We start from the raw sequence: 14,569 nt of genomic DNA, 5'->3' as shown, positions 1-14,569 counted from the left end.
TTTATTTTATTGATATTTCATCCACAAAAATCCAGCTTCTACCATCGTGTTTGTAACCCAAATGCCATTCTGGAAGTTCACCTAATTTCTTAGCAATAACTTTTATATATCTAATTTTATGATAGGATGGTATTTCGAAGCTAAAAGTTCTTATGGTTGATTCATCAGATGCAATAGTATTATTAATTTTAATTTTTTCAATAGACTTGAAATCTTTTCCGTTTACACTAAATAAGCACTCAACTTGATTGGGTAAGAATATCCAACTACGTTGATCTTCCAAAAAGTTGATACTTACATTTTTTAATACTGAAATATCCCCAAGATCAACCGTGGCAATAACATCGGTATCATGATAGCCCTGCCAAGTCCCTGTTCTAAAATCCTTAGTGCCTAAAATACCATCAATAAGGGCATCATTACCACCAGCGTTATATTGATTGGCATATTCCGTTTCTAGTTTGATCTTCAAGTTGGGGTCGATTTTGTAAAATTGCGTTTCAATCGTGGCGCTTTGCTTACCATAACCATCAGTAGCATATACTTTAAGCAAACATGGCTTTGATATTGTAATGGGTTTATCATATAGTTTAAAATCAGAGCCATCGACACTGTAGAAAATTTCAGCTTCAGAGCTTACGATACCCAATTCTACTTCTGTCTCACCTTTAAAAGCCACATCACCTTTGGCTATAAATGGCGCAGGGACAATCTCATGGTCAGTGATAGAAATTTTGGGTTCTTCACCCTCGCGACTTCCCCAAACGGCCGGGTTATCGGTCATATGAAATTCTAAAATACCACCTTTCATAATCTCCTCATGCGTAACATAAGTTCTGTTTAAGGATTCACCATTAAGATAAGCGTATTCAATATATTTATTAGTGTTGCTTAAATCATACGTTTGCACTGTAAATAGGTTGCCATTTTCTAAGTTAAATGTGGCTTTGTCAATAATTGGAGTGCCGATAATATATTGATCACTTCCTGGTGTCACAGGATAAAACCCTAACGACGAAAAGACGTACCAAGCACTCATCTGTCCACAATCTTCGTTACCTGAAATACCGTCTGGAGCATTTTGGTAAAGTTCTGTTAGGATCTGATGAACACGTTCTTGAGTTTTATACGGTTTATTCACAAAGTTATAGAGGTAAGCCATATGATGACTTGGTTCATTGCCATGAGCATATTGTCCTATGAGACCTGTAATATCGGCCTGATTACGTCCAGAAGTTTCAGCTTCAGCCGTAAAAAGTTGATCTAAATGGGCTTCGAGCTTGTCTTTTCCGCCTAATAAATCCATAAAGCCAGAAATGTCTTGTGGTACATAATAGCTGTACTGCCAAGAATTAGCTTCGGTATAATTAAAGTTCACTTCATAAGGATCGAAAGGTGCAAACCATGTGTTTCTAAATCGTCCGCGCATGAATTGTGTTTCTGGATCAAAGATATTTTTATAATACTGTGCACGTTCTGAATAAATTTTGTAATCATCTTCCTTACCCATAGCCTTTGCCATTTGTGCAATGGTCCAATCGTCATAGGCATACTCCAATGTTTTTGACACGGATTCGCTTTCAAATTCCACAGGTATAAATCCAAATTTTTTATAAGACTCTAAACCCAAATGATCTCTGGTAGCTGAATGTTTCATGGCTTCAAAAGCCTTTTCAGTATCATAATCTTTAATGCCTTTTAAATACGCATCAGCAATCACAGGAACCGCATGATAACCTATCATACAGCCTGTATAGCAAGCTGATAAATCCCAAATAGGCATAATGCCACCTTCATCGTATTTAGCTAAAAAGGTGTTTATAAAATCATTGGTGCGTTCTTCTTCAATAATCGTATATAAGGGATGGGCAGCACGATAGGTGTCCCAAAGTGAAAATACCGTGTAATAATTGAAATCGGCACTATGAATTTCTAAATCCATACCTCTATATCTACCATCGACATCCTGATAGCGATTAGGTGCTAACATGGTGTGATACAATGAGGTGTAGAAGTTCGTTTTATGGTCTTCATTCGGGCTTTCGATTATGATTTTTTCAAGTTGTTTTTCCCAATAGTCTTGGGCTTCTTTTTTAATGGTTTTAAAATCTTTATCTCCTATTTCAGCTTCTAGATTTTTTTTAGCGCCTTCAATACCTACTGCTGAAATACCAATTTTAACAAAAACGGGTTCGTTGTTTGGATTCTTAAATCTAAGAACTGCTTTTGTTCTTTTTTCATTAATGAATGATCTTATTGTACTTTCTAATGGATTAGTTGAAAATGAATGTGAGAATTCGATATAATAAAAAAGCTTTTGGTTTGTTGCCCAAGCTTTAGAATGCCTGTGTCCTTTAATTACTCTGTTATTGGATAAATCAAATTCAATATCTGAAGAAAGTAATTCATCACGATGCTCTAAATCTAAAATGGCATATTGATTTTCAGCACTTGGATATTGATACTTATGAATTCCACTTCGCAAAGAAACGGTCAATTCCACATCGATATTGGTAGAATCTAAATGCACCTTATAAAATCCAGGTTCTGCCACTTCATTATCATGCGAAAAATGTGCACGATAACCAGATTGACCATCACTTCCATTATTAAAATTCACGGCATTAGTGGGCATCAATAAAATATCACCATAATCGGATACACCTGTTCCGCTGAGATGGGTGTGCGAAAAGCCATAGATGTACTCATCCGAATAATGGTAACCTGAGCAACCGTCCCAACCGTCCAAGCGTGTATCTGGACTCAACTGCATCATTCCAAAAGGGAGTGTGGCTCCTGGATAGGTGTGCCCATGCCCACTAGTACCTATAAAGGGATTGACATAAGAAATTAGTGGGTTATTTTTTTGTGCAGGGTGAATTCTAGAATCGTTTTTACAGCTTACCAATAGAAGAATTAAAAAAACGAAGTGAAGTTTAGATGGCATTAAAAATAGATTACTAATTTTAAGCATCTAATATACTAAAATGCATTTCAATAAAACGTTTGTAGTCATAATTATAAGCCTGGCGTTGTGGTCCTGTAAACCGCATACAAAGTCAAATTCTTCAGGAGAAGTATTAAATGAAGAAACAAACGGAGTCATTCCTAAACCCAATCAATCAATATCAGCTCAATGGCGATTTATTCTAAATAATGATACAGGAATAAACTATGACCCAAGGTTGTCAGTTTCAGCACAATTCCTAAAAAACTATATTGAAAATGGAAGTCGTATTAAACTAAAGAACAATGATAAAATTGCCTTTATTTATGAAGATACTATTTCACATAATGAAGGCTATGTTCTAGAAATCCTTCCTGACAGTATAAAAGTAAAAGCCAGTTCAGACAAGGGAGCATTTTATGCGGTTCAAACTTTAAGACAATTGTTGCCAACCGAATTTGAGGACGGGAGTTATAATGAAAATTATGTGGCACTAGCTTCTAAAATAATCACAGATCAACCTCAATTTGGTTATAGAGGGATGCACTTAGATGTAGGCAGACACATGTATTCGGTTGATTTTATCAAAAAGTATATTGATGCCTTGGCCATGCTAAAGATGAATACCTTCCATTGGCATTTGACCGAAGATCAAGGTTGGCGTATTGAAATTAAAAAGTATCCTAAACTACAAGAAATAGCAGCTTTCAGGAACGAGACTCTAATTGGACACTACAGTGACCAACCCCATCAGTTTGATGGTAAACGCTATGGAGGCTATTATACTCAAGAGCAGATTAAAGACATTGTGGCTTATGCTCAAGAACGCTTTGTAACCATTATACCCGAAATTGAAATGCCAGGTCATAGTCAGGCGGCAATAGCTGCATATCCAGAATTAGGTTGCGCTTCGAGAGCCTCAGCAACCAATAAGAAAATTAAAGTTGCCACAAAATGGGGAGTTTTTGAAGAAGTCTATTGTCCGAGTGAAAAAACCTTTAAATTTTTAGAGGATGTTATTGATGAAGTGGTTGAATTATTTCCAGGCAAGTACATTCACATTGGAGGGGACGAAGCGCCAAAAACAAGATGGAAAAATTGTGAGTATTGCCAGAGATTAATAAAAGAAAAAGGATTGAAAGACGAACACGGTTTGCAGAGTTATTTTATAGAACGTATGGAAAAATATATCAATTCTAAAGGCAAACAAATTATTGGTTGGGATGAGATTTTAGAAGGTGGTTTGGCACCCAATGCCACAGTAATGTCTTGGAGAGGAATGAATGGAGCTATTGAAGCTGCGAAAGCTGGACATAACGTCGTGATGACGCCTACATCACATTGTTATTTTGATTACTACCAATCCGAAAATGAGGATGAGCCTTTGGCCATTGGCGGTTTTTTGCCTTTGGAAAAGGTTTACGGTTTCAATCCAATCCCCAAAGAATTGTCTAAAGCAGACTCCAAATATGTGTTGGGTGCACAAGGGAATGTCTGGACCGAATATATGCCTACGGAAGACCAAGTAGAGTATATGGCTTTTCCGAGAATTTTGGCCATAAGTGAAGTCCTTTGGTCAAATTCAGAACAAAAAAACTATTCTGATTTTGTTTCAAGACTTGAAAAATTTCACAAAAGATTAGATGCGCTTCATATCAGTTATGCCAATCATCTCTATGAAATTGAAGGAGAAATGATTATAGAAAATGGCGAGCCAAAATATAAGCTAAGTTCTTTGCTAAAAGAAGATAAAGTAATTAGAGTATCTGTTAACGGAAGTGAACCAGATTACGAATCTAGAGCCTATACAAAACCTATACAAATAGATACCTCTAAAACTATAAAGGCAACGGTGTTTAGGTATAATTCAAAAGAAAAACTGGGCAAAACCTTTACGCAATATATTAATCTTCATAAAGCCGTTGGTGCAAAAATCACCATTGATAAATCACCACATAAAGCGTATGCTGGTAGTGGAGCAGAAGGATTAATTAATGGAATTAGTGGAAGTGATAAACGCTATGGTGATAAGGAGTGGTTAGGGTTTTGGGGAGAAGATGTTTTAATTGAGATAGATTTAGGAAAGGAGACCGCAATACATTCGATTAAGACTAGATTTCATAATGGAAATGGCCAATGGATTTATGCGCCAAGAGAAATTTTAATAGGTTTTGATAATGAACAGTATGAACTGTTTAATCTCAGTAATAATAAATTACTAATAGATTTTGAAGCAAAATTTTCATCGCGATGGATAAAGAAAATCTATATGAAGATCCCAAACTATGGCTTCATTCCAGAAAGTAAACAAGGTGCTGGTCATAAAGCTTGGACGTTTATAGATGAAATTAGTGTTAATTGATATGCTTTTAGAAATCTGTACCAACTCGTTCCAATCCGCAAAAAATGCCCAAGATGCTGGTGCACATCGTATAGAATTGTGCCAAGAATTGTCTGTTGGAGGCATCACGCCTTCTTATGGATTAATAAAACAAGTTATTGAAAACTTAAAGATTCCTGTTTTTGTTTTGATAAGACCAAGAAGCGGAAATTTTATATACTCAGATGACGAGTTTAAGATTATGACTAGGGATATTGAATTATGTAAAAAACTTGGTTGCCATGGCATAGTTTCGGGAGTCTTAAATTCTATTCAAACCATTGATATAGAGCGAACAAAAGTATTAATAGAATTATCTAAACCATTATCATTTACATTTCATCGTGCTTTTGATGAGGTTGCAAATCCAGAAGATGCTTTGAGGCAATTAATAGATTTAGATGTTACACGAGTATTAACCTCTGGGCAACAATCAACAGCAATTAAAGGATTAGAATTGTTAAACCAATTAAAACAATTGGCTAATGGTAGAATCACAATACTACCTGGAAGTGGCATTAATGCCAAAAATGCAAACTGTTTTAAGGTTGCTGGGTTTACTGAAATTCATGCTTCAGCGTCTTCGGTAATTCAACAAGAAAATTCATTATTTTCTAAGCCGCAAACCGTTTCTAATGTACAAAAAATAAAAGCTATCCTCGATGCTATATAACATTTATTCTGTCACCTTGAGCGTGGTCACTGAGCAGAGTCGAAGTGCAGTCGAAAGGTCTTTATTGATATTGGTTTTGATTTGTTTTAGTTGCCAACCTAAGCATGATGTGCCCATTACCATAGAAATCAATCAAGATTGGCAATTCAAAACAGTGAATGATTCGGTTTGGTATCCCGCAACAGTTCCTGGAAATGTGTTTACTGATTTATTGGATAATAATTTAATAGAAGACCCATTTATTGGTGATAATGAAAAAAAGGTACAATGGGTTTCGGGAGTGGATTGGGAGTATAAAACCACATTTCATCTCGACAAAGAAATTCTTGAAAGAAAGCATCTCGAACTCAATTTTGAAGGCTTAGACACTTATGCCTCGGTATATTTGAATGACAGCTTGATCTTAAAGGCTAACAATGCCTTTAGAGCTTGGGATGTGGATGTCAAATCCTTGTTCAAAAGTGAAAATGAGTTGCGTTTGGTTTTTGAGAAGACCTCTAAATATGAAGAAACTGAAAAGGAAAAGTTACGTTATGAATTACCTGAAGGCAATCGCATTTTTACACGTAAGGCACAATTTCAATACGGTTGGGATTGGGGACCAAAATTAAATACAAGTGGAATTTGGAAACCTATAAAACTGGTAAGTTGGAATGATGTTAGACTAAAAGACATTAATATAAAACAACTTGGAATTGAAAAGAATAAAGCAGAGTTACTTATAGATTTTGGCGTATTGAATTCTGAATATACTTATGAAATCTATGTCAATGATAGTTTAAATTTTGAGTTCAAAAAACCGAATCCACTTATCCCGACATGGATTCCGCTAATAATCAAAGACCCAAAACTTTGGTGGCCGCATAACATAGGTAAGCCCAATTTGTATAATATCAAAGTTTTGGTAAAGGATGGTCGAAGAATTCTGGACAGTATTTCAGTTAAAAAAGGCCTCAGAACCATCGCGCTAATTACAGAGAAAGATAGTATAGGAGAATCTTTTTATTTTAAGGTGAATGATGTGCCTGTATATGCCAAAGGCGCCAATTACATCCCACAGCATAGTTTTCAAAATAAGGTAACAAATGCACATTATGAAAAGTTGTTGAATGATGTCGTGAGTTCAAATATGAATATGCTTAGAGTCTGGGGAGGTGGGATTTATGAGAATGATATTTTTTATGAGCTATGTGATGAAAAAGGTATTTTGGTGTGGCAAGATTTTATGTTTGCCTGTGCCATGTATCCAGGGGATAGTGGTTTTTTAGAAAATGTACAATACGAAGCCGAACAACAAGTGAAGCGATTAAGAAATTATGCGTCATTAGCATTATGGTGTGGTAATAATGAAAACTCTGAAGGCTGGCATCGTTGGGGCTGGCAAGCTAACAGAAGTAATAAAGAGAAAGACGAAATCTGGAATAATTATCTCAAGGTTTTTGATTCAATTTTGCCTATAACTGTATCTAAGTTGACGGATACACATTATTGGGAAAGTTCACCGAAGTACGGTAGAGGTAATCCAAAATATAAAACTGAAGGTGATGCTCACGATTGGTGGATTTGGCACGATGCCTACCCTTTTGAGCATTTAGAAGAAAGCGTACCTCGATTTATGAGCGAATTTGGATTTCAATCCTTTCCAAGCTATGAAGCCATACGATTTATAAATCAAAATGATGCTTTAAATATTACTTCTGAAGGGTTTAAGAACCATCAAAAGCATGTTAGAGGTTTTCAGCTTATTGAAGACTACATGCAGCGCGATTTTCCGATGCCAGATATGTACACGGAGCGCAGTCGAAGTGCAGAAGATTATGTTTATATGAGTCAGCTGTTACAAGCCCATGGCATTATAAAAGGAATAGAAGCACATAGACGCGCTAAACCCTACAATATGGGTGCCTTATACTGGCAATTTAACGATTGCTGGCCAGCGGTATCTTGGAGTAGTATTGATCATTTTGGAAACTGGAAGGCCTTGCAATACAAGCTAAAACGGGCTTTCAACAATATTTTGATTTCTTCAAAAGTTGAAAATGACACTTTAAAAACATGGATTGTCAATGATGGCTTAGACAAGATAAAGGACAAACTTTGGGTATCCATCAAAGATTTTAAGGGTAAAGTCTTGTGGAAAGATTTACGGGAAGTTACGGTTAAGGCGAATTCAAGTCAAGCTAAATATAAAATACCGTTATCCGATATTGACTTTCCCAAAAATGAGATTTATCTTGAGGTCAGTTTTAATAGCGTTGAAGAACATTTTTTCTTTGTGAGACCAAAAGAACTAAGATTGAAAAATGACGCTATAAAATGGCAAACAAACCCGACTGAAGATGGTTTTGCCATAGAACTTTTTAGTGAGATATTTCAAAAAGATGTTTTTCTCTCAACCACTAACAAGGGATTCTTCACCAATAACTTTTTCAATCTGCCTCCTAACAAAACGATGACTATTTACTTTAAGACTGAATCAAAGACGCTTGAGAAACTCAAGGTGGTAAGCTTTAACAATTTCATAAGATAAGTCGAAAAGCAGATGCTTAACTTTGGCAATTAAAAGAATTCTATGATTCGCTGGATAATCTTTATTTTAATCATTGGCGTAGCAGATTATTATGCTTTTCAATCTTTAAAAACGATAACCAAAAATAATTGGTGGTATGCCCTGTATTGGTTGTTTACCATTGTAGTCATTGGAAATTTTATTTTTCAGTTTTTCGGTTTTAATAGAAGCAATGGTTTTTCTCAGGCTAATTCTTTTGCCGTTGGCTTCTTAATAGCACTTGTTGTTCCAAAGCTGATATTGATCGCGATAATGTTTACCGAAGATGTCTTTAGAATACCACAAGGGATTTACAGCTATTTTATGCAAGATGATAGTGCAAGCGGTAACCAAATAAGACATTTCCCGGCAAGAAGAAAGTTTATTAGCCAAATTGCTTTAGGACTAGCAGCAATTCCTTTTACTTCTATACTGTATGGTATGTATAAAGGCAAATACAACTTTAAAGTTTTAAAATACACACTTCATTTTGAAGATTTACCCGAAGCTTTTGATGGTTATAAACTGACACAGATTAGCGATGTGCATTCAGGCAGTTTTGATAATATCAATAAAGTAGAATATGCTATTGATCTTATCAATGAGCAAGAGAGTGATGTTATTTTGTTTACTGGTGACATGGTTAATAATAAGGCTGAAGAGCTTTTGCCATATGTTGATATTTTCAAAAAATTGAAGGCCAAAGATGGTTTGTACTCGGTATTAGGAAATCATGATTACGGTGATTATGTAAGCTGGAATTCAGAAGCCGATAAAAAACAAAATCTTGAGGATTTAAAAGCACTTCAAAAAGATATAGGTTTTAACTTGCTATTAAATGAAAACCGATTCATCGAAAAAAATGGGCAGCGTATAGCTATTATAGGTGTAGAGAATTGGGGGAAAGGAGGCTTTAAAAAAGCTGGGGATTTAAAGAAAGCGTCGAGTCATGTTGATAAAGGCGATTTTAAAATTTTGTTGAGCCACGACCCTAGCCATTGGGATGCCGAGGTTGTAAACAATGACTACCATTACCACTTAACCTTAAGTGGTCATACACATGGTATGCAATTTGGAATCGAAATTCCAGGATGGTTTAAATGGAGTCCTGTGAAATGGCGATACAAACAGTGGGCAGGAATTTATGAAGCATTAGGACAATATATTAATGTCAATCGTGGATTCGGTTATTTGGCTTTTCCTGGTAGGGTAGGAATATGGCCAGAAATAACAGTGATAGAGCTTAAAAAACAGGCAAAGGAGGCTTAATTGCTAACAATTGTTTATTTTTATGTGGCTCATTACAAACTAACTAGATTTTTTCTATAAAAATTTTGTGTAGGTTTGTGTAGCGCATTTGACTAAAACAATAAGGTATGTCAAAATTTGGGGAATTAATAGATGTCGATATTCCGGTGCTATTAGACTTCTACACGGAATGGAACGACCAGTCCGTTGCAATGCATGCAATATTACGTGATGTGGCAGCTGCTCTAGGTGACAAAGCTAAAGTCATTAAAATTGATGTGGATAAAAATAAAGAATTGGCCGAAGCGCTTCGTGTCAAAGGTTTACCAACATTGATTATCTACAAAAATGGTGAAATGAAATGGCGTCATAGCGGTGAGAAAGATGCCGATACCTTAATTGGTATTATCCAAGAGTACGTTTAGAGAGAGCCTTAAATACATAACCCTTTTCGTTATAATAATCCAATACTTTAGGTAGGGAATATTTTAAGTTTCGCGAGGCTTTTACACTATCGTGAAATACGATAATACTACCTTCTTTTGTAGCAGAAATAACATTTTTGAAACAGGTTTCTTCACTTACTGTCTTATCCCAATCATAAGAAAGCACATCCCAAAGTATAATTCTATAACCCAGTTTTTGAATTTTTTTGCTTTGTTTAGTTTTAAACTTTCCATAGGGTGGTCTAAAAAGCTTTAGTACTTCTAAATTATGGGCATTAGGGACTATTGAGTTTTGAACTTGAAATGCAATTACAGAATCTGCTAGTTCCGTATTGCCGACATATACTTTGGTTTTTGTTTTCCATCCTTTTAGATGGTCGTAGGTATGGTTGCCAATACTGTGACTGTCTTTTAATATGTTTTGAAAAATTTCTGGATTCGATTCTATATTCTTCCCAATACAGAAAAATGTGGCCTTGGCATTATATTGCCTAAGTGTTTGAAGCACCCACTCAGTAATTTCGGGTGTAGGGCCGTCATCAAAAGTAAGGAAGAGTTCTTTGTCGCTTGTATTAACATTCCAGACAAAATTTGGGAATAGTGTTTTTACAAATCCAGGTGTTTTTGCAGGAATGATTTTCATGGGCTCTATTCTTCTGGCGCTATTGAATCTTGAAGGCTATCGTTTAAAATTTCATTAATATCAATATCCTCTCTTGGCTCAAATTCTTCTTCAGAACCACTCATCACGTCAAGTAAACTCAGATAACTATTAAATTTCTTAGTTTCTTCAAGAGCAAAATCCTTATCATTATAGATGATTAAAATATCTACAAGAGCCCTATATCTTTGGATATCTAGGTAAATATCTTCTATGATACTTATTTGGTCATCTTCATCTAATCCACCGTAATAAATAAGGTTGTCTTGATAAATTTTAGAGACATCTTTATAAAGCGCCCGACCTTTTTCAACATTGCCGATTTCATAATAAGCACTAATGTAAGGTTCTAGAAGCGAATGGAATCCAAATTTATCAACTGGCATTTTTTCCATGGCCAAATCAGCAATTTCTTCAGCTTTGTCTAATTTATCTTCATTGATAAGTGCTTCGACTAGACGCGCCAAATTACCTCTGTAGGTAATACCATTTCTTCGGCTCTCAATATCGTGATAGATATCTTCACCGCTTCCGCCCCAATTCCATTCTTTTACCATATTGTACATTAGGTCTGGGTCAACACGACCCATATCATAAGGATTTGCCCTGTCTACCGGTGTTTTAATTGGAACTAGTTTGTAACACATACCATCTAGCTGTAAATAGTCCTTAAGCCATACATAGTCATCTTCACCAAAAGCACCACCAGTAAAATATATAGGTCTTTCCCAATTATTGTTGGCGATAATGTCTAACATCAACAATCTGTTTTTATAGATATAGCTGCCTTCAATTTCAGCATATAAATTATCTTCTATTTTATCTGCATCTTTTGGTTTTACAATACCATTTTTTAAAACAGCATCTTTATTTACAGGGACACTGATATACCTTGTTGGGAAGTAGTTGGTCTTAAGAATGTGACTTGGATATTGTGCTGGGTCTTCACCTTGTCGCTCAACAACATATTTAAATTTTGTTGTTGGTTTTTCACTAGAGACAAAATCCATAAAATCTTTAATTGGTAGCGTGTCTTTGGTAATTTCACGTCGTATAATGACATCTCTATTCCCACCTCTATACTGATTGTGTGTTAATTGTGAAGGAATAGGGTCGCTTTCATAAGCCTTTCGCTTCATTTGATCTATATACCAATCGGTTTGGAATAAGCTCGTATTAACAACACGCACATCGGTACGCACGCCCTCTATTTCTTGCAAATACCAAAGTGGGAAAGAATCATTATCGCCAATGGTAAAGAGAATTGCGTTAGGAGCACAAGACTCTAAATACTTACGCGCCATAGCGTTGGCTGTATATTTTCCTGAGCGATCATGATCATCCCAGTTATTTGCAGCGAGGATTCCTGGCACAATAATTATACAAGCAATTGTAATAGCGGGAGCCAATACTTTTGATTTTATGCTCGACTTTAAAAGGTCATAGATGCCATAAACTCCAAAACCAATCCATATAGCAAATACATAAAATGAACCAACAACAGAATAATCGCGTTCGCGTGGTTCAAAAGGTCTAATATTAGTATAGAATTGAATAGCTAAGCCAGTCAACAAGAAGAATACTAACAGCACCCAAAAGCGCTTAGCATCGGTATACATTAAAAAGAAAAACCCAATTAAACCAAGTATGAGGGGTAAAAAGTAATACGTGTTTCTGGCTTTATTCTCAAGGACTTCAGTTTGTAGATTATCTTGGGATACGCCTAAATGCAACTCATCAATAAATTTTATTCCCGATATCCAATTCCCATTAAAATTGTCATATCTACCCTGTATATCATTTTGCCTTCCCGTAAAATTCCACATAAAGTAACGCCAATACATGTAACCAAACTGGTATTGAAACATGTAAGCAATATTGTCTGCAAATGAGGGTTTTTCTATGATTAAGTATTGTTGCCCATAACGCTTTAAGAATTGGTCATAATCTTCATAGTCTACTTCTCCCTTTCTTATGCGCATTCTAAAATCACTGACGACTTGATCGAAGCGTCTTTTTTCTTGAAGTGCGTATTGACTAGCCTGATCTTCGCTTAGACCTACACTTAGGGCTTCGTTAAAGGCACGGGTTTGAAGATTTGGGTCTACTTTAAAGTTAATTAAACCTGTAAACATCATATAATTGTCAGCATGCTCACTACTCCACATTCGTGGTAAGATAGACGCATGGTCGTGATTATAGTTTTGTTTGCTGCCTTCCCAGTCGTTTATAATCACATATTTGCCTAATTCTTCATCGCGCTCGTAGTTCTTTTTATCATCAACAAAAGGTTCGTCTTCATCTGCACCAGAGTAGATTTCAGTAAATTGAGGACCGTAAAATAAATGTGTTTCGGGATACTGCTCTAAATTGTAATAAGCTAGCAATTCGCGAGCGTCAGAAGGATTATTTTCATTAATGATTACATTCGCATTAGCCCTTATAGGTAGCATCATCCAAGAAGAGAAGCCAATAAAAATAAACATAAGGCAGAGTACTAGTGTATTGATATGCACTAAGCCTTTTTTGCGCGTATAGTTTAAACAAAAATAAAATAGGCCTATTATTAACAAACCATTAATGATTGTACCTGAGTTGAAAGGTAAACCTATAGAATTCACAAAGAATACCTCTAGATATCCAAACGATTTTAGCGTTGACGGTAACAGCAATTTAAATATAAACAATAGTATTGCTGCAGCCCCTACATTAGCGATTATAAAGCTCTTTACAGTAATCGTCTTGTAATTCTTAAAATAATAAATAAGACCAATTGCAGGAATAGTTAAAAGGCCCATAAAGTGTACACCAAAAGACAGGCCAATAATAAAAGCTATGAGAATCAACCAACGGTTTCCTCTAGGTGTATGCATATCCTGTTCCCAACGTAAGGCGAGATAAAACATCACAGCCATAATTAAGGTAGCCATGGCATAGACTTCAGTTTCAACAGCATTAAACCAAAACGAATCCGTAAATGTAAAAGCTAAACTACCCACTAAAGCACTACCTAAAATAGCCATTCCTTTACTAGAGCTTGAGTCCTTATGGTGTTTTACTAGTTTAACTAGGAGCATACTAATGGTCCAGAACATAAAAAGAATGGTGAATGCACTTGCAGTAGCACTCATCATATTCATAATCATACCAATCTGTGACGGTTCCAAGGCAAAAATGGAAAAGAAGGCTCCCATCATTTGAAATAATGGTGCTCCTGGAGGGTGGCCCACTTGTAATTTTGATGAGGTTAAAATATACTCACCAGCATCCCAAAAACTTACTGTTGGTTCTATGGTGAGCGCATAGACGATAAATGCTATAGCAAATACAAACCATGCTAAAATGTTATTCCACTTTTTAAAGTTAAAATCCGTCATAAAAACCTTAGGTATTGATGCTGGCGAATTTACTAATTATTATAGTAATGCCTAAGTTTTTAAGTTAACGTTAAGTAATTTCGATTATTTTTTAGATTTTTTTTGCCCAAGACAAACTTTGTTTTAAATTTGCATCCGCTTTCGCACAAGATGTGCTTTAGTGGGTATAGCCCACAAACAGTTGGAATATTGGCCTATGGTGTAACTGGCAACACGTCTGGTTTTGGTCCAGAAGAGTCTAGGTTCGAGCCCTAGTAGGCCAACTGAAATAGAAGTCCTAAACATTGAT

The 14,569-nt window shown here is 35.7% G+C and carries 8 protein-coding genes and 1 tRNA gene; 6 read left to right on the top strand and 3 right to left on the bottom strand.

Annotated features, from left to right (window positions below; translation table 11 throughout):
* Nucleotide 1: 1 nt before the first annotated feature.
* The gene (locus tag Q0992_RS09915; RefSeq protein WP_299523241.1) at nt 2-2,947 is read right to left on the bottom strand and encodes a GH92 family glycosyl hydrolase; all 2,946 of its coding nucleotides are present in this window, start codon (nt 2,945-2,947) and stop codon (nt 2-4) included.
* A gap of 40 nt (nt 2,948-2,987) precedes the next feature.
* Between Q0992_RS09915 and Q0992_RS09910 the strand changes: the two genes are divergently transcribed.
* From Q0992_RS09910 to Q0992_RS09890, 5 genes are all read left to right on the top strand, one after another.
* Nucleotides 2,988-5,309, top strand: coding sequence for a family 20 glycosylhydrolase (locus tag Q0992_RS09910; RefSeq protein ID WP_299523238.1), 2,322 nt, complete (start codon nt 2,988-2,990; stop codon nt 5,307-5,309).
* Nucleotides 5,290-6,000: a copper homeostasis protein CutC gene (locus tag Q0992_RS09905; RefSeq protein ID WP_367277955.1), complete on the top strand. Its 711-nt coding sequence runs from the start codon at nt 5,290-5,292 to the stop codon at nt 5,998-6,000. Before Q0992_RS09910 ends, Q0992_RS09905 begins: the two co-directional genes overlap by 20 nt.
* Nucleotides 5,990-8,530, top strand: coding sequence for a glycoside hydrolase family 2 protein (locus Q0992_RS09900; protein WP_299523235.1), 2,541 nt, complete (start codon nt 5,990-5,992; stop codon nt 8,528-8,530). The genes Q0992_RS09905 and Q0992_RS09900 overlap by 11 nt, the downstream gene beginning before the upstream one ends.
* Nucleotides 8,531-8,572: 42 nt before the next feature.
* Nucleotides 8,573-9,817: a metallophosphoesterase gene (locus tag Q0992_RS09895; protein WP_299523232.1), complete on the top strand. Its 1,245-nt coding sequence runs from the start codon at nt 8,573-8,575 to the stop codon at nt 9,815-9,817.
* A gap of 107 nt (nt 9,818-9,924) precedes the next feature.
* Nucleotides 9,925-10,221: a co-chaperone YbbN gene (locus Q0992_RS09890; RefSeq protein WP_299523229.1), complete on the top strand. Its 297-nt coding sequence runs from the start codon at nt 9,925-9,927 to the stop codon at nt 10,219-10,221.
* Here Q0992_RS09890 and Q0992_RS09885 read toward each other — a convergent pair.
* Together Q0992_RS09885 and Q0992_RS09880 are read right to left on the bottom strand one after the other, a co-directional pair.
* Nucleotides 10,202-10,885, bottom strand: a complete 684-nt coding sequence (locus Q0992_RS09885) for a polysaccharide deacetylase family protein (protein WP_299523226.1) — start codon at nt 10,883-10,885, stop codon at nt 10,202-10,204. The two genes, Q0992_RS09890 and Q0992_RS09885, sit on opposite strands and share 20 nt — an antisense overlap.
* 5 nt (nt 10,886-10,890) lie before the next feature.
* A complete protein-coding gene (locus Q0992_RS09880) occupies nt 10,891-14,280 on the bottom strand; it encodes a DUF2723 domain-containing protein (RefSeq protein ID WP_299523223.1) in 3,390 nt (1,129 codons plus the stop codon).
* Nucleotides 14,281-14,470: 190 nt separating this feature from the next.
* On the opposite strand from Q0992_RS09880, the gene Q0992_RS09875 reads away from it, so the two are divergent.
* Nucleotides 14,471-14,543: transfer RNA gene (locus tag Q0992_RS09875), tRNA-Gln, on the top strand.
* Nucleotides 14,544-14,569: the final 26 nt, after the last annotated feature.

The sequence above is a fragment of the Winogradskyella sp. genome, from assembly GCF_028289625.1.
In the GTDB taxonomy this organism is placed as follows: domain Bacteria; phylum Bacteroidota; class Bacteroidia; order Flavobacteriales; family Flavobacteriaceae; genus Winogradskyella.
This window is presented reverse-complemented; position numbering and strand designations above follow the sequence as displayed.

What these genes read in the sequence shown, in the direction of transcription:
- Q0992_RS09915 (WP_299523241.1), bottom strand. Translation starts at nt 2,947, where the DNA reads ATGCCATCTAAACTTCACTTCGTTTTTTTAATTCTTCTATTGGTAAGC.
- Q0992_RS09910 (WP_299523238.1), top strand. Translation starts at nt 2,988, where the DNA reads ATGCATTTCAATAAAACGTTTGTAGTCATAATTATAAGCCTGGCGTTG.
- Q0992_RS09905 (WP_367277955.1), top strand. Translation starts at nt 5,290, where the DNA reads ATGAAATTAGTGTTAATTGATATGCTTTTAGAAATCTGTACCAACTCG.
- Q0992_RS09900 (WP_299523235.1), top strand. Translation starts at nt 5,990, where the DNA reads ATGCTATATAACATTTATTCTGTCACCTTGAGCGTGGTCACTGAGCAG.
- Q0992_RS09895 (WP_299523232.1), top strand. Translation starts at nt 8,573, where the DNA reads ATGATTCGCTGGATAATCTTTATTTTAATCATTGGCGTAGCAGATTAT.
- Q0992_RS09890 (WP_299523229.1), top strand. Translation starts at nt 9,925, where the DNA reads ATGTCAAAATTTGGGGAATTAATAGATGTCGATATTCCGGTGCTATTA.
- Q0992_RS09885 (WP_299523226.1), bottom strand. Translation starts at nt 10,885, where the DNA reads ATGAAAATCATTCCTGCAAAAACACCTGGATTTGTAAAAACACTATTC.
- Q0992_RS09880 (WP_299523223.1), bottom strand. Translation starts at nt 14,280, where the DNA reads ATGACGGATTTTAACTTTAAAAAGTGGAATAACATTTTAGCATGGTTT.